The organism is Fibrobacterota bacterium (assembly GCA_019509785.1).
In the GTDB taxonomy this organism is placed as follows: Bacteria; Fibrobacterota; Fibrobacteria; order UBA11236; family UBA11236; genus Chersky-265.
The window spans coordinates 57704-74036 of the sequence record JAEKLQ010000042.1 but is presented as its reverse complement, the minus strand read 5'-3'; the positions used below and the strand labels follow the sequence as shown (position 1 = coordinate 74036).

At 63.0% G+C, this 16333-nt stretch carries 12 protein-coding genes; 2 read left to right on the top strand and 10 right to left on the bottom strand.

The window, feature by feature from the left end:
- The 10 genes from JF616_12580 to JF616_12535 all read right to left on the bottom strand — a co-directional run.
- Positions 1–1862, bottom strand: a 1862-nt coding sequence (locus JF616_12580; protein ID MBW8888585.1) for a radical SAM protein, incomplete at its 3' end; no start/stop codon positions are given.
- A 20-nt stretch (positions 1863–1882) separates the two neighbouring features.
- The gene (locus JF616_12575; protein ID MBW8888584.1) at positions 1883–2590 is read right to left on the bottom strand and encodes a carboxypeptidase regulatory-like domain-containing protein; all 708 of its coding nucleotides are present in this window, start codon (positions 2588–2590) and stop codon (positions 1883–1885) included.
- A 28-nt stretch (positions 2591–2618) separates the two neighbouring features.
- Positions 2619–2924: a hypothetical protein gene (locus JF616_12570; protein MBW8888583.1), complete on the bottom strand. Its 306-nt coding sequence runs from the start codon at positions 2922–2924 to the stop codon at positions 2619–2621.
- A complete protein-coding gene (locus tag JF616_12565; protein ID MBW8888582.1) occupies positions 2909–3670 on the bottom strand; it encodes a hypothetical protein in 762 nt (253 codons plus the stop codon). Before JF616_12565 ends, JF616_12570 begins: the two co-directional genes overlap by 16 nt.
- The gene (locus JF616_12560; protein ID MBW8888581.1) at positions 3667–4512 is read right to left on the bottom strand and encodes a hypothetical protein; all 846 of its coding nucleotides are present in this window, start codon (positions 4510–4512) and stop codon (positions 3667–3669) included. Before JF616_12560 ends, JF616_12565 begins: the two co-directional genes overlap by 4 nt.
- Positions 4513–4531: 19 nt before the next feature.
- Positions 4532–5464 carry a c-type cytochrome gene (locus tag JF616_12555; protein MBW8888580.1) on the bottom strand — a complete coding sequence of 311 codons (933 nt, stop codon included), beginning with the start codon at positions 5462–5464 and terminating at the stop codon, positions 4532–4534.
- Positions 5465–5735: 271 nt separating this feature from the next.
- The gene (locus tag JF616_12550) at positions 5736–7346 is read right to left on the bottom strand and encodes a c-type cytochrome (protein ID MBW8888579.1); all 1611 of its coding nucleotides are present in this window, start codon (positions 7344–7346) and stop codon (positions 5736–5738) included.
- Entirely contained in the window at positions 7343–8155 is an 813-nt protein-coding gene (locus JF616_12545; GenBank protein ID MBW8888578.1) for a cytochrome c, read from the bottom strand. The genes JF616_12550 and JF616_12545 overlap by 4 nt, the downstream gene beginning before the upstream one ends.
- Complete coding sequence (locus tag JF616_12540) at positions 8152–8637, bottom strand: cytochrome c (protein ID MBW8888577.1); 486 nt, start codon at positions 8635–8637, stop codon at positions 8152–8154. The genes JF616_12545 and JF616_12540 overlap by 4 nt, the downstream gene beginning before the upstream one ends.
- A complete protein-coding gene (locus JF616_12535; protein ID MBW8888576.1) occupies positions 8634–10712 on the bottom strand; it encodes a cytochrome ubiquinol oxidase subunit I in 2079 nt (692 codons plus the stop codon). The genes JF616_12540 and JF616_12535 overlap by 4 nt, the downstream gene beginning before the upstream one ends.
- A 284-nt stretch (positions 10713–10996) precedes the next feature.
- On the opposite strand from JF616_12535, the gene JF616_12530 reads away from it, so the two are divergent.
- Together JF616_12530 and JF616_12525 are read left to right on the top strand one after the other, a co-directional pair.
- The gene (locus JF616_12530; protein MBW8888575.1) at positions 10997–12142 is read left to right on the top strand and encodes an NnrS family protein; all 1146 of its coding nucleotides are present in this window, start codon (positions 10997–10999) and stop codon (positions 12140–12142) included.
- A gap of 786 nt (positions 12143–12928) precedes the next feature.
- A complete protein-coding gene (locus JF616_12525) occupies positions 12929–16303 on the top strand; it encodes an adenosylcobalamin-dependent ribonucleoside-diphosphate reductase (GenBank protein MBW8888574.1) in 3375 nt (1124 codons plus the stop codon).
- Positions 16304–16333 lie beyond the last annotated feature (30 nt).

Below are 16333 nucleotides of genomic sequence, written 5' to 3'. Positions count from 1 at the left end.
GCGTACGGGAATTCGTGCTGGGAGATGTGGAAGCTATCGTATTCGAACATCACCCGCGCCAGCTTTATGAACTCGTGACGCGGATCATCTTCCGTAATGATTTCGGCGGCGCAGTTCACCTGGAAGCTGACGTAATCGGGGCCGTTGCCGGTATAGTGCAGGGAGCAGAGGGGGGTACGATCCAAATTGGCGTAGGTGGTCTTGGCGAAGATTTCCAAGGTGCTCAAGGCGCGGTAATCGATCTTCTCGCGATCGAAATAGAAGCTGGAGATGGCGGCGATGCGTTCGGCCATGGACTCCTGCCAGGGGCGGCCTTTGGTGTTCTCGATGGTGCGGCGGAACAGTTGGATGAAATGCGTGAGGTATTCCGGCTTGGGCAGGAAGCCCACGCCTTTGTTTGAACAGTTGAAGGGAAAGGCCTGTCCGGCGTTCTGGGTGACCAGTACCGGCAAATGCGAAGAGAAGAAGCCTTGCGCGCCTTTGCCTTGCAGCTTGGCGTACATGGACTTGCGGCCTTGCTCGATCCAGGAGACGAACTTTTCGGGCAGGGGGATGATGGGAAGGGTGCGCGGGCCTTCGGCCAGATCCACGGTGATGCCGAGTCCGTCCGGGGTGAGCGCGGTTCGGGGCGCGAGCTTGCGTGCGAGGTTGTCTTGCATGGTTCGCCTTCGTTTTATTTGAACTTCAATCCGAGATCCCGCTCGCGCTCGGCGCGGTGGCGGGCCATCAATTCCGCGGTCACGGATATGCCTTCGGCGCGGGCCCGGGCTTCGGGCTTCCAGGTCGACCGGGGCGGTTGCCGAGATGACGGCGTTCCCCGCCGGCTGGTATTCGCAGGACGGATCTTCGCCCATCAGATCGCCGGCGTCGACCAAGGCGCGGGCGCGGCAGCCGCCGCAAAGCAGTTTGTATTCGCAACCTCCGCAGCGTCCGCCTAAGAGATCGGGATTGCGCAGGGAGTTGAAAAGGCGGCTATCGTCCCATACCGACCAGAAGCCGCCTTGCGAAAGATTGCCGGCGGAGAGTTCGATATACGGGCACGGAGTGACTTCCCCGGTGGGGGTGACGCGGCAATAATGCGAGGCCGCCAGGCAGCCCCCGCCGTCGTAGCCTTCGGCGCGGGTATAAGGGCTTTTCGGATCCATTTGGTGCAGGACCCTTTTGAAATGGGGCGTGCAACGCGTTTGCACCAATATGCCCTTGCTCTTGCGCTGGATCTCCGCGATCTCGCGCAAGGCGTTCTCGTATTCGTCCGGGGCCAGGTCCATGCGGCTCTCGCCGCGGCCCACGCAAACCAGGAAGAAGAAGTTGAGGATGGCCGCTCCCAGGAACTTGGCCATCTCCACCGCCGCGCGGATTTCCGCCTTGTTCTTGCGGGTCACGGTGAAGTGGATTTGCGCATGCATTCCCGCTTCGCGGCACAGGCGCACGGCCGTGCAGGAGCGCTCGAAGGCGCCCGGCATCCCGCGGAAGGCATCGTGGCCTTTGGCGGAAACCGAATCGAGGCTGATGCCCATGCCTTCCAGGCCGGCGGCCTTGAGGCGCGCAGCCTTGTCCGCGGTCAGCAGCACGCCGTTGGTGCCGAGCACCATGCGCAGGCCCGCCTCCGCGCCCGCGGCGACCAGGCCTTCCAGGCCGGGATGCAAGAGGGGTTCGCCCCCGGTCAATACCAGAATGGTCCCCGGCGCGCGCGCTCCGATTTCGCGGAACAGCGCCCCCAGGGCTTCATCGGAGAGTTCATCGGAGGCGGGACGCGCGCGTTGCTCCGCGTCCATGTAGCAGTGGGCGCAGGCCAGGTTGCAGCGGCGGGTGAGGTTCACCGCGATCAGGTAGGGAAGGGGAGTGGTCTGCGCAGGTTCCATAGCTCCTCCTTCCATCGGTCTTACAACTCTACGGAAACCTTGGCGTCCTTGCCCGCCTCGACGGTCACCGGAATCGTCTTCTCGCCCAAGCCTTCATGCCATACCTTGAGGGTGTATTTCCCCGCGGGCACGTCGGTCAGCTTGAAGTCCCCTTTGTCGCCGGTCACGGCGCCATAGGGATTCGGCAGCACCCAGATATAGCCCTGCATGAAATCATGGGCGTCGCATTGCGCGCTCACCAGGCCGTCCTTGCGGAGGATCTTGGTGTTCTCGATGACCTGATCCTTTTTCGGCAGGGCCATGTTCACCAGGTTCTTCTTGGTAGCGCCTTCCATCAGGAAGAAATGCGAGTTGTGCAGCATGTCATCGGAGTTGCCGACTTTCAGGGTCGCGCCCAAGGGAGCGACCAGGACGTGGGGCGTGAACGCGCAGCCCTTATTGTCGTAGGCGACGGCGCCCGTCTCCAGGGGCTTGCCCGACTTGATGTCGGTGAGCATGGCGACGGCCCATTTCACCTGGCCGGAAGCGGAGATTACGTATTTCTGGGCCGCGATCTTGGCGCCGCATTGGGCCTCGTTCTTATGCACGATCTTCTCCTCGTCGGCCTTGGCCTTGGCCTTGACGACGCCGGAGATGGAGCCGCCGTTGGCGACCGGTCCGCCGACGTATTGCGCGTGGGCGGCGCCCAGGGCGAGGGCCAGGGCGGAAACGATAAGGGTTGACTTCATGGAATACCTCCGGATGGGTGAGAGTTGATCAGAAGAAGACATGCAAGCGGCCGTAGATTTCGTCTTGGTTCTCGGCGAGCGCGCCCGGGATCCAATCATTCTTGCGGTAATACAAACCGAGCTGCAGGAAGGATGTCAGGAATGGCTCTACGCCGATGATCTGCCGCAATTGCCCGTTCTGCGTTTTCGCGATGCGGGTATCCGGCCAGTAGTATTCCATGGCGAACTTCACGTTGCATCCCTGCACCGGAAGCAAGTCCAGCTCCATGTAATCGGCGACGGAGTGGACGCTGTCCTTCAGGATCCAATCCTGTTCGCCTAGGAAGGTGAACATGCCCAGGGCGAAGCCGCCGAAGGCGCCGTAGGTGGTCTTCTTCCCGCGATCGGCCTTGCGGACCCCGTCGCCATAAGAACCGGCAGATCCCGGAATACCACCGAACCGACGCCCGTGAATTGGTTGGAGGTTACGTTGCCGACCAGGGAAAGGGGCCCGGGCTCGTATCCGGCTTCGTAACCCAGTTCCGATCGGCTATAGGTGAAATTCGTCTTGTCCCGGACGAAGGCCAGATCGTCCATCAACCGGTACCCGTAGGGCAGAAGCATATTCCCGAACTTGAACCAGCTATTGGAAGTGGGTTTGACGGCGGCCCAGAATTCGCGGTTGGAGACGCCCTTGCCCACGGTCTCGTCCACGTAGGCGGAAAGGAAATTCTTGATCAGGTCGACGTTGACGTAGACATTGCTTTCCCGGATGATGGGGAGATCCGTCGACGGTTCCGTCTGCCCTTTATTGGTATACGCCATGGTCCGGACCTGCTCCACGCGCCAATTGGCGCCGAGGGAGATGGCCTTGTTCAGTTTCGGATCGAAGCTGTAGGGCAGGCTGTCATTGAGGGGCGTCGCCATCAACAGCTTGTATTGCGAATACACGTTCCCGTAATCGGTACGCTTGCCTCCCCCCGTCCCGTTGACATGGCATTGGCTGCATTTGAATCCCGTGCGCACCGCGATATAGGGTTCTGACCAGGCGCAGGACGCGAGGATCGCCAATAATAATGGCCAACGCGGATTCGGTTTCATTTCACGGCTCCATCTGTGATCCATTTCTTGATCAGGTCGAGCTTGGCTTTGGTCAAGGGCGCTCCCGTCAAAGGCATGGCATCGTGGTAAGCGGTTCCGTTGGGAAGCTTCGGTTGAAAGCCCGTCGGGGCCGCCGTGACCTTGAGGTACAGCATGGAGCTATCGGGCTTCCCAGCCAGAACGCGTACCCAACCGGGGGCCAGGGCTTGATCGGCGACCGGCACGCCCACCAGGTTCGCGTAGGCGGCATCGGACGAGGACATGTCCAATTTGCCCGTGGTCACCCCCACCTGGCCCGGCGCATGGCATTGTAGGCAGGTACTGGCCGTGATGATCGCGTAGACCTCGCTGAATTTCGTCTTGACCGGGCCGCAACTTGGATCGGTCGGGTTCACCGTGCAATCGACCTTGCACCATGCGAGCGCGGGATGGGTCTTGCACGAATCGACGCAGATTTGCGCCGTGGGAGTCGTAGCGCAGTCCGTTTTTACGGCGCACCAAGCCAAGGCCGGATGGGCCAGGCAGGAGTCAACGCAAACCTGGGCGGTGGGGGTTGTCGCGCAATCGACGGATTGGCACCAGGGCTTGGTGGGATCCTTGGCGCAAACGCTCGTCGAGCAGACTTTGGATGCCGGATTGGCCAGGCAGGGATCGACCTGGCAGCTCGGCAGAGAGGGATTCGCGGTACAGGGATTGATGTAAGGAAGGCACGCGGAGTCCTTGGAGTCGTCCGTGCAGACCCGGCCGGCCGTATCCAGGCCCACGCCGTCCCCGGCCTTCATGCAAGCGATCAACGCGCCCAAGGCCAGGGCCGCGGAAATCCATTTCATCTTCAACGACATGTTCTTCTGCTCCATGCGATTAATGGGTGATTTCCGTGTCTTCGGTGAACATCCTGACCAGGAAATTGGGCCTTTTCACGAGCGAGCGGATGTAATGGACCAGGGCCCATTTACGGCTTTCACCCAGGGCCGATTTTTGTTCCGGGGCCATATGCCGCAGGGAAGATTCGCTGGGCTGGGTGCTCAACCACCTTCTGAGTTGGTCGACATCGCGGGCGCCGTAGGCTTCGGCATACTTGGCGGGATCGATCTCGATGTCGCCGCCGATCAGGAATCCGTCCAGGGCGAAGGCGGGCATGGGCGTTCCGTTCAGCCCGGTCGTGAACGTGCGGTACAGGGATGCGGGATCGTTATCGCCCTTGTAATCGGAGCGGGTCAGGTCCCAAGGCAATATCTTCCGGCCCCAATCGTCATGCAAGGTCTTGCCCGACTTCCCGTCGCCCTTCCCTTGGCCCCCGTGGCAGGACCAGCATTCCATCAGCATGTAAACCATCTTGCCATCGGCCACGGCCTTGTCGGTCGCCGGGGGAGGCGTAGGGATGGGGAGCGAGGCGGGAGCGCCGTCCTTGAAATCCGATGAGAAGGATTTGATGTAAGCGATCACCGCCATGCGTTCCGGCAGGGTCAGGACGCGTTTCCAGCCCGGCATCTGCGTTCCCGGCACGCCCCGTTCCAGGGTCCGCATCAGGTCGGCGTCGGTCGGCAGCTCGCCGCTGGCGGTGGTCCGGAACTTGTACATGCCCATGGTGAAGTCGCGCGGCTTCGGTTCCATGAAAGGGGACGCGGCCCCTTTCCCGTTCCCGAGTTCGCCGTGGCAGGCGACGCAGTCCTTCAGGTAAATGTTCTCGCCCTTTTCCAGCCAGGCGTATTGAGGGGGCCAGGTCGCGTCCGGAGCGGCGGCGGACGCCGATCCCGCGATCCCGAATAGCGCCAATATGACGGCATGCTTCATGAATCCATTCCCTTCCCGTAGGGCTCCGGGTTTTCCCATACTCAAATTCCGGGCCAAAGGCCGGAATCCCGGCCAGGGCGTCGTGAAATTGCGATTACTCGGTTGCGTGTTCATCATTAGTCAATATAGGGCCGGATGCCCTACGCCAGGATTTCGGAACTGCTGCCAGTTTGACGTTTGAGCAGGATGGGTTTTTGACAAGCTGGCAGGCGGCCGGCGGTTTGGCGTAGGCAGGGCAGGCTCGGAATTAAATGTGATATTGGTAACGTTATTACGAATTCCGCGCCCAACGACGGGCCGCGAACAATCCGCCCAGGCCCACCGCCAGGGCGATAGCCGCATGCAAAGCGGCCGGACCGGCGGGATTCGGGCGTTGGGGTTCCAGGTAAAGCGGGAACCACGAAGTCACGCCGCGCTTGTCGCCGGTTTCCCCGCTGAGGCCGTCCCAAACCGAAAAGGCGATGGGCATGAAGGCGCCCGTCTCCAACGCCGGGCCATCCCCCGCTGGAGGCTTGCGGGGCAGGAAGAAGGCCACGCTCCATTCCCCGTCCTGGTAACGGGCATCCGCGGGCCCGGCGGTGCCTTTAAGGCTTCCTACGGGAGCGACCTTGCCGCTGCCTTTGCCTATGAAGACCCGTAGTCCTCCATTGCCTAAGTCCGCGAAACGCAAGGCTACCGGATGCTTGCGGTCGCCGAACAGGAAGTAGGGCTTTACGGCCCCGGCGGGGGCTTGCAGGGGGATCTGCAAGGCGATGGCATCGGAGAAGGCGGCAAGCGACGGAACAGGGGCCGTAGTGGCCGGAGAAGCGGGGGCTGCGGGCGCAGGGGCAATGGGCGTCGCAGCGGCTTTCGGCGCCGCGGCCGCTGAATCGCCGGCTTTGGGCGAGAGCGGCGAGTTCGTCCCGGTTTTCTGCGCGCTCATGTCATGCCACGAAACTAGTACCGCCACGCGATCGGCATCGTATACGGCGCGCGCTTCCACTGCGTTGCAGGCCGGGAAAAAGTCGCGCACCCCTTCGATCACCTGGCCGACGATCGGGAAACGCGCCGGCGGCATGTCCGCCAGGCTCTCGCGCAATTTCGCGGAATCGATCTTGCCTACCGGGGCTGCCGACAGCATGCCCGCATATCCCGCATCGCTCCCGGGCGAAAGCGAATAAACATAATCGACCAGTTTCCAACGATCCTCTTCCTTGATGGAGCTCGCGAAGGAGGGCATGGGCGTGCCATTCAGTCCCGTCATGAAGGTGCGATAAATGTCCCCGCGCTCCGAGCCGCCGCGGAAGGTCCAGCGCTTGGTGAGGTCGGCGGGCCGGATGGGATTGCCCCAATCGTCCTTCAAGGTGGGCCCGGATTCGCCGTCCCCGCGCCCCCATTTCCCGTGGCAATCCATGCACTTGTTCTCTTCGTACACCGCGCGGCCCGCCTTGGCGGAGGCTTCGCTGAAGGAAGGGGCCTTCGGGACGACCACGGTCTTGGGATGGACGGAGGTATCCTTGAAATCGGCGTTGTAGGCTTTCACGTAGCAGATCAGATCCGAGACTTCCTGTTCGGAAAAGCCGGGCCAGGCGGGCATGCCCGTATACGGCATTCCTTGGCGGATCACGCGGCGGAGATCGGGGTCCAACGGCAGCTCTCCGCTTTCGGTAGAACGGATCTTGAATGCGCCGGAAGTGAAATCGCGCGGGCGCGGCACGAAGAAGTCGGCGCCTACGCCCTTGCCGTCGCCGTTATCGCCATGGCATTGGCTGCACTTGGCCTGGTATAAGGTCTTGCCGGCGCCGCAAGCGTCTCCCGCGGCGGCCGGGGCATCGGCGGCGAAGGGGGAAAGGGTGGCGCCCAGGACGGCTATGATCGCGACCGGAGGGAGTAATCGCGTCATTCTGCGCGCTCCTGGGCGCGCGGTTTGCGCCCGGTGAAGGAGTAGAGGAAGGAGATGACGTCCCAGATATCGTCCTCCTGGAGCATGGCTTCCCAAGCCGGCATGGCCGAGGCCCAGGGCGTCGATTCTTCCGGCAGGCCGGGGCCGCCTTTGGCGATGCGCCAGAACAGGTAGGACTCCTGCAGCATGGCGATGGTGGTGGGGTCGCCGAAGTCGGCGGGTTGCGGATCGAAACCATGGCCGTAGATCCCGTCGCCGCGCAGATTGTCGCCATGGCAGAAGACGCAGTTGCGGTAATAGACCGCGCGCCCTTTCGCCACGTGCCCGGCGAAGGCGGCGGGATCCTTCGTCTCCAGTTCGCGATAGGGATTTCCCGCGTGCAAGAGATCCATCTTCCGCCCGCGGAAGCTGATCTCGCCCGGGGGCGCGGGGTGGACGGTGCGTACGTTGGCGGGAGGTTCGGCGGGGCGGGAAGCCTGGCGCCAAGCCGAGAAGCCGAAGGCGAGGGGGATGAGGATCAAGGCCGCCCATTGCCAGGCCGTGAAGCGTTTCTCGGAGAAGAAGGCGCGCGCCGCCTTGGTGATGGAGGCCAAGCGTTCGGCATCGGCGCTGCCGTAGGCGGCCAGCGAAAAGGTGAGGATGGCCATGAACATGCCCACGATGGATCCGGGCAGGGGCGGATGGAAGCCCCATTTGAGCACGACGTAGGCGCCGATCCACCAGGCGGCCAGCCAGGCCAGGATGGGCGGGCGCAGGAACCGCAAGGCGATGAAGGCGATTACCACGGGGATGACGAGCCACAAGTTCATTGCGCGCCCCCGGCGTATTTCAACTTGGTCTTCATGGTCACGGTGGGCTCCCCGCCCAGGCTTTGCAGATAGGCGATCACCGCCAATATCTCCCCGTCCGACAGGCCGATGGGCGCCTTGTTGATTTGGGGCATGCCCGGGTTGAATCCCGGCACGATGTAGGCGTTGGGCGCATACAGGCATTCGGCCAGGTAATCGACGTCGCTCATCCCGGGCTTACGGGACGCGGCCCGTGCGCCGATGCCGCCCAGGTCCGGAAAGCGCCCGGCCTTATCCGATCCCAGGGTATGGCAGCCCATGCAGGTGCCTTTGCCGCCCACGATCTCCTGGCCGGCCTCAACCATCTCGTCCGTGGTCATGTCCGCCTTGATCTCGCGATCCTTGGGCGGATACACCTCGGTCTGCGGGACCATCTGGCCCACGTAGGTGTAGAAGCCGGTTACGAGTAATGTGAAGAGGAAAATCTTCAGGAAGTTTTTCACGACCCGATCCTCCCTTCAGTTTTTCCCTCCGGAACCCAGTCCTTGCGGCCTTGCAGGCTGGACAACCAGAACACGATGGAGATGAAGCAGAAGAAGATGAGGGTGGTGACCGAAACGATCTTGGTCGCGAATCCCAAGGTGGGCGTGAAGGCGTCGGGGGAGGTGTCCTTCATGACCCCGTACACGTGCCAATGCTGGCGCATGCCCGAGCGCGCGTAGCCCATCAGCCCCATGGTCCAGGTGAAGGTGATGGCGATGAGGAAGAGCGCGTACTGCGAACGCATGGGCATCTTGCCCCAGCGGATGCCGCCCGTGGTCTCGGCCTTGCGGAACATGAATATATCGATAATCGTTACCGAGATCATGGCGAACAATACCGAGATGACCTGCGGCACCGATAGGCGGATGCGGACCTTGGCTTCCACGAAATAGCCGAGGACTCCCAAGGCGATGACGAAGAGGGCTGTGATGGCGAAGATGAGGAATTGCGCCTTGTTGCCTTTGGAGGCCCAGGGCACGGTGGCTTTCTTGTTGCCGCGGCGATAGAGCAGGAAGCTGATGTAGGTGGTGAGGATGAGGATGTTGACGGCGGTGTTCTTGGCGGACATCACGCCCATCACGCCCAGCATGGGATGATGGGAACCGCCCATCTTGCGGGCCTCTTCGACGGTGGCGACCAGGGAGTGGGGCGTGGCCCAGACCAGGAAGCACAAGGTTACCGAGGCCAAAAGCCACTTGATGAAGCCGCGGAAGCGTTCGGCCCCTTCGATGCGGCCCATTCCCAGCCACAGGTAATAATTGGCCGACAGGAACAAGGTGCCGATCAGGACGGCTTGGATGATGAAGAGCCAGGAGAAGGCCCCGCCCATCAGGGTCATGCCCAGGTTCTGGGAGTAGGCGTAGATCTCCTTGCCCAGCCAGTAGCCCGCGAAGGGCAAGGGCAAGAGGGCGCTGATGGCGACGAAGTTGCCCACGTAGCCCATCCAATCGTAATGGGCCCGCTCCTCGTCGGTCTTGGCGCCCATGAACTTGAAGGCGCCGTAGGCGGCCGCGATGGATCCGCCGAAGGAAATGTTGGCGATGAGGCGATGCACGTTGATGGGCATCCAGGTGAAATTATGCACGGCCTGCCAGCGGCTGATCAGATCGCCGCCTTCGGAAATGCCGTTAGGCGAGTTCATGAAAGTGAGCCATGCGTCCGCCAAGCCGATGATGCAGATGCCCACCAGGTTCAGGCATAACCCCAGCAGCAGATGTACGCGCGGATGGAACTTGCCCCATCCGTAATAGTAGGCGTACATGAAGATGGCTTCGGCGAAGAAGAGGGCCGCGTACGGCATGAAGCTCCACCCGAAGATGTTGGTGAGGTAGTTGGTGACCTTGGGGTACAGGACCAGGAGGAGGAAGGTGAGCATGGCCCCCAGGGAGGCGGTGAAGGAGAAGGAGGTGGAAAGCAACTTGGTGAATTCGTGGGCGAGATGATCGTAGCGCTTATCCTTGGTGCGGTAACCGATGTACTCGATGAGGAGGGCGAACATGGGCACGGCCAGCACGAAGGCGGCGAACAGGAGGTGGAGTTGGGCCACGATCCAGATGGCTACGCGGCTGCCGATCACGGGAAAGCGGCGATAGTCGGGATGGGAGCCGGGACCGGTGCCGGGAATGGGGGCGCCGGGGGAGGCCGGAGCGGCGGAAGCTTCGGATGCGGCGGAGGCCGGCGCTGACGGGCCGGGCGCGGAGGCGGTCTTCGCGCCGGAGGCATGGGCGGAAAGGATCCATCCGATCATCTTCCCCAGATCGGCATCGGATAGGGCGGGGTGGGGGGCCATGGGGACTTCGCCCCAACTGCCTGCGCCGCCTTGCTTGACCTTGGCGATGAGCTTGGGCAAGTCGGCCGCGCCATAGCGCCCGGCGATGTCCTTGAAGGAAGGGCCGACCACCTTGATTTCCGGCTGATGGCACGCCATGCAGTCGCTTTTCTTGATCAGGTCCTGGCCTTCTTGCGCCCGTGCGGGCGCGGCGAAAAGGCTTAACCCGACGGCCGCGAGAACGGCCGCTCCCAGGTTCATACGCAACTCAGAATCCTTCCCCCCTCGCGCGTCCGTTGCGGGCGCGCCTCCGGGACCGATTTGGATATTCCCGAAGATTCGCAAAGCAAAACCCGCACCATGCCCCGCATTCCGCCGCGGGCCGCTTCCGCGCCTTTCAATTCCGCCTATTTGGAGTAACCGGTCCGCTACCCCGCTTTCCCGATGCCGGCGCCGCTTTGCCATTTTGGCCTCCGCGGCGGCGCGAAATGGCAGAAGGACAAAATGGCCCGAACCGGAAGGGTGGGGTATCTTGGAATGCGGAGGACACGATGATGAATACGCAAGCGCCGGCTATACCAGGTACGGCAACCACACCGGCCCTAAGGCGCCTGTTCCTGGCGGATGTGGATTGGTCTAGGCAACGGTCGGAGCCCTATCGCTTGCTCTTCCCTTTAGGAACCTTATTGGCCGTGGTCGGCATCGGGGTCTGGATCCCGTACGCCATCTGGCCCGCGGCCATCGGCTACCCCGGGCAGGGCCATGCCGTGATCCAGATCCAGGGATTCCTCATGTCCTTCATCTTCGGCTTGGCCGGGGCGCCGGCCCTGGCCCAAGGTTTCCATCTCGCCCTGCTCGCCAACTTCCTGGCCTTCGCGATCGCGCGCTTCCCGCAACGCAAGCAACAACCTCCGCCCCCCTTCGTTTTCATCGCCGCCGCCCTAGGCGCGGACGTCATCGGAACGGTCCTGAATCTGGGGGCCGCATTGGGCTTCATCGGAGGCCCGGCGTTCCGGGCGGGCGCGCTCCTGCAATACCAGGCTTTTCCGCTCCTCCTGATCTTGGGCGTGGGCGGATTCCTGTTGCCTAAGCTTTTCGCCCAGGGTCCCATCGATCCCCGCGCTCTCGCGGCCGGGGCTCCGGCCCTTCGCGGCCAGCTCGCCCTTTGCCTCGCCCTATTGGCCAGCTATGGCGTGGAAATCGGAGGGCTGTTCACGGAAGGCACGGCGGGACTTCGCATCGCCTACGCAATTCGGGCGGCCGTCTTCGCATGGTTCATGGCCAAGGAAATCCGCATCCAGAAGACGCCGGGCAAGCTTCCGCCTTACTTGCGCGCGGCCCGCATCTCTTTATGGGTCATGGCGGTGGGCCTGATCATGCCCGTCATCCGTCCGCAATACATGCTGGCTTGGGAACACGTCATCTTCCTTTCCGGCTTCATGCGCCTCACGCTCTCCATCGCCATCCGCGTCCTCGCCTCCCATGCCGGGCGCATGGAAGTCATGGGAATGCATGCGCGCCCGGTCCGCATCTACGGCATGCTCATCGTCTTATCCATGATGACGCGCATCGCGACCGAGATTTGGCCCGCGCGCCATGCCTTCCACCTGGCGATTGCCGCGGGTTTGGCGCTCTTCGCGATCCGCATGTGGGCGCGCTTGTTCCTGCCCTTGGTCCGCGTCTTTCCGGCCCGTTAACCGCGGTCTGCCTTGGCATGATACATATCCGGGTTCAATTGCATCTAACCCGAGGTAAGTCCATGAATCCATTTAACGGAAAGGCAATCAAATGAAGGGTCTATCGTTTTTGTCGCTCTTGATCATCGGCCTCGCGTGGGTGCCGAGCCAATCCCAGACGGGCTACGCAAGTAGCCTGATCCACGGCAACAGCTGTTTCAATGCTACGGCAGGAGTGACGTTAAACTACAGTCAGTTCGGGCCCTACAACTCCAGCAACACGGGCATAACGGTAAACTGTCCCCTGACATTGCCCGACCAGCCTTATACGTCTTTCCGGTTATATGTAACGGGCTGGAGCCGGAATAGCTCGGCGAATAAGCTTTCTTGCTCTCTCATGACGACCGGTAACGACGGATCCGCCTTTGCATCGAGTATAGCCACGGTCCCCTACAACTTGTATGCGGCAAAGGCAGCGAATTCGACGACTTACCCCGTCGCGAATATTACCGCTTACCCATATCTCACTTGCTACATCCCTCCCGTCGAATCCGGATGGTATTCCTACCTCACCACGATTATCGTCCGAGGCTTTTACTGAATCGCGGGCATCCGAACCGGATCCGAACCCCGGCCACGGCAGGCTAAGGCCAGCCGTGCCATCGCGTCTTGCCAAGACGGCAATCGTATTTCCAATCGGGCACGTTTCCTTCTAATCCGCTTCGCATTCGCCTTTCGATCCTTGGCCCGCGCCTTGCAGGCGCAGCCGGGGAATACGCCGCACCCGCGGCGGTGAAAGGACGCAGCATGAAATTCGCCAGGCGGTTCACGACGGCCGGGGACGATCCCTTCGCGAAGATCCAATACGACATTCGCAAGACGCGCCTTCCCGGCTCGCCGGAAGCCGAGGTGGAAGCCCCGGTGGGGTGGTCGCAGACGGCCGTGGACATTCTGGCGCAGAAATACCTGCGGAGGAGCGGGGTCCCGGGATCGCCCACGGGCGGCGAGACTTCGGTTCGGCAAGTGATCGATCGCGTGGCGGGGTGCTGGCGTCATTGGGGCGAGAAGCTGGGGTATTTCGACTCGCCCGCCGACGCCGAGGCTTTCTACGCCGAAACCGTCCACATGCTGCTGCATCAGATGGCCGCGCCCAATTCCCCGCAATGGTTCAATACGGGATTGGCCTGGAAATACGGCATCACCGGCCAGGCCCAAGGCCATTGGTACGTCGATCCCGCCGATGGGAGCTTAAAGGAATCGGCCGATGCCTTCACGCGCCCGCAGCCGCATGCCTGCTTCATCCAATCGGTCAAGGATGATTTGCTGGGGGAAGGCGGCCTCTATGAGCTTATGGCCAAGGAAGGCCGCATCTTTAAATACGGCTCGGGCACGGGCACCAATTTCAGCGCCATCCGCGGCGAAGGGGAATCCCTGGCCGGCGGGGGACGGTCTTCGGGCCTGATGTCCTTCTTAAAAGTATTCGACCGCGCGGCCGGGGCCATCAAATCCGGCGGCACCACGCGCCGGGCCGCCAAGATGGTCTGCCTCGATTTGGATCATCCCGAGATCGAGGCTTTCATCCGCTGGAAGAGCCGGGAGGAAGCGAAGGTGGCCGCCATGGCCGCGGGAGCGCGACTTTTGCGCGAGTCCGGCGCGGAGGCCCGCCCGGGCGTGCCCGGCGGCTGGACCGAACGGATGCGCGGCCTGGAGGCCCAGGGCCTTCCGCCCGACGCCCCGCCGGAATTGGATACCGGTTACGAAGGCGAAGCCTATGCCACCGTCAGCGGGCAGAACGCCAACAATTCCGTGCGCGTCCCCGACGCCTTCCTGGCCGCGGTGGAACAGGGCGCCGAATGGGCGCTCAAGGCCCGTACCGATGGGCGCATCATGAAGAAGATTCCCGCCCGCAAGTTGTGGGACGAGATCGCGCTGGCCGCTTGGGAGTCGGCCGATCCCGGGGTGCAATTCTCCGATACCATCAATGCCTGGCACACCTGCCCGGAGGATGGGCCCATCCTGGCTTCCAATCCGTGCTCCGAATACATGTTCCTGGACGATACCGCCTGCAACCTGGCCAGCCTCAACCTGGTGCGCTTCCAGGAAGCGAACGGCTCCTTGCGCGTGGAGGATTTCCGCCACGCCGTACGCGTATGGACGATAATCCTGGATATCTCCGTGGGCATGGCCCAGTTCCCTTCGCGGGAGATCGCCCGGAACACCTATGACTATCGGACCCTGGGGCTGGGTTACGCCAATCTGGGCGCCTTCCTGATGCGCGCGGGAATACCGTACGACAGCCCGCGGGCCGCCGCCCTCACCGGCGGCATCACCGCATTGCTCGGGGGCGAAGCCTATCTCGCATCGGCCGAAATGGCCCGGGCCATGGGGCCCTTCCCCCGCTTCGCGGCCAATCGTTCGGACATGCTCAAAGTGGTCGGCAACCACCTGCGCGCGGCCCGCGGGGAGCGCGACGGGTACGCAGGCTTGAACGTCCCGCCCATGCCCCTGGATCGGGGCGAATGCCCGGCCGATCTCGCGGAAGCGGCGGCATCGGTATGGGAGGCGGCGCTGGAGCAAGGGAAACAGGCGGGTTTCCGTAACGCGCAAGTTACCGTCTTGGCGCCCACGGGGACCATCGGGCTGCTGATGGACTGCGATACCACCGGCATCGAACCCGATTTTTCGCTCGTCAAATTCAAGAAGCTGGCGGGCGGAGGGTACCTCAAGATCGTGAACCGATCCCTGCCGGTGGCCCTGCGTCAATTGGGATACGGCCCGAAGGAAATCGCGACCATCGTGGAATACTGCCTGGGCTCGGGGACCCTGCGGAATGCGCCCTTCATCGATCCGACCGCGTTGGCCTCGATCGGTTTCGGCCCCGCGCAGATCGACGCCATGGAGGCGGCCCTGCCCCGTTGCCTGTCCCTCGCCGACGCCTTCGCGCCTCCGGCCCTGGATGCGGCCTTCTTGTCCGCCATCGGGGTTCCCCGAGCCGCCATCGAGGCCGGCGGCCGGGCGATCCTGGAGGCGCTCGGATTCACGCCGGATCAGATCGACGCGGCCGATCTCATCGTCTGCGGAGCGCAAACCGCCGAAGGCGCGCCGGGCCTGGCCGAAGAGCATTACGCCGTATTCGCCTGCGCCAACCCCTGCGGGCGGGGCACCCGCAGCGTGTCCCCGCTCGGCCACTTGCGCCTGATGGCGGCGGCCCAACCTTTCCTGTCCGGGGCCATCTCCAAAACCGTGAACCTCCCGGCCGACGCCACCGTGGCGCAGGTCCGCGACGTATACGCCATGGCTTGGGAAATGATGTTGAAGGCGGTGGCGGTCTACCGCGACGGAAGCAAGTTGTCGCAGCCGCTGTCTTCCAAGGTCCGCCATGCCTCCGTGGTGGCGCGCCCGAACGCGGCCGCTACCCGCCCGGCCGCATCGGCCGCGGTCGGGAACCCCGGCATCCCGATCAAGGCTCCCGCGCCCGCGGTAACCCATGCCGGCCCGGCCGAGGAGACGCCTTTCCCCATCCAACGCCGCCGCCTTCCCACGCGGCGCGGAGGTTTCGTGCAGGAGGCCACCGTATCCGGGCACAAGCTTTTCCTGCGCACGGGCGAATATCCGGATGGATCCCTGGGCGAGATTTTCATCGACATGTACAAGGAGGGCGCCGGTTACCGGGGCATCCTCAATTGCTTCGCCGTACTCGCGTCCAAGGCATTGCAATACGGCGTGCCGCTGGAAGAATTGGTGGACACCTTCACCTTCACGCGTTTCGAGCCCGCGGGACCGGTGGAGGGCCATGAGCACATCAAGAATTGCACCAGCCTCCTGGATTTCATCTTCCGGGTGGTGGGCCACCATTACCTGGGCCAAACCGACTTCCTGCACGTGAAGCCCATCGCGCCCGGAACGCACGGGGCGGGGGAAGCGAAGGCCGGGCCGATCGTGAATGGAGATGCCGTTGCGGCTCGTAGCGAGGCTGCCGGAAAAGCGTCGCCGGAAGCGGTGCCGGTTCCCGCCGGGAGCGCGGCGCCGGAAAGCGCCGAAGGGACCGCCAGGGCGCGCGACCAAGCGCGACGCGCGGGCTATACCGGCGAGAGCTGCGCTTCGTGCGGATCGGTGCGGGTCAGGCGCAACGGGACTTGCATAGTTTGCGAGGACTGCGGGACTACGAGCGGCTGCTCATAACATGCAGCCGAATGCCGCGCGCGGGTAACC

Bases quoted from the DNA above. Each gene is read 5' to 3' on its own strand.
- JF616_12575 (MBW8888584.1), bottom strand. From the start codon at position 2,590: ATGAAGTCAACCCTTATCGTTTCCGCCCTGGCCCTCGCCCTGGGCGCC.
- JF616_12570 (MBW8888583.1), bottom strand. From the start codon at position 2,924: ATGTTCACCTTCCTAGGCGAACAGGATTGGATCCTGAAGGACAGCGTC.
- JF616_12565 (MBW8888582.1), bottom strand. From the start codon at position 3,670: ATGAAACCGAATCCGCGTTGGCCATTATTATTGGCGATCCTCGCGTCC.
- JF616_12560 (MBW8888581.1), bottom strand. From the start codon at position 4,512: ATGTCGTTGAAGATGAAATGGATTTCCGCGGCCCTGGCCTTGGGCGCG.
- JF616_12555 (MBW8888580.1), bottom strand. From the start codon at position 5,464: ATGAAGCATGCCGTCATATTGGCGCTATTCGGGATCGCGGGATCGGCG.
- JF616_12550 (MBW8888579.1), bottom strand. From the start codon at position 7,346: ATGACGCGATTACTCCCTCCGGTCGCGATCATAGCCGTCCTGGGCGCC.
- JF616_12545 (MBW8888578.1), bottom strand. From the start codon at position 8,155: ATGAACTTGTGGCTCGTCATCCCCGTGGTAATCGCCTTCATCGCCTTG.
- JF616_12530 (MBW8888575.1), top strand. From the start codon at position 10,997: ATGATGAATACGCAAGCGCCGGCTATACCAGGTACGGCAACCACACCG.
- JF616_12525 (MBW8888574.1), top strand. From the start codon at position 12,929: ATGAAATTCGCCAGGCGGTTCACGACGGCCGGGGACGATCCCTTCGCG.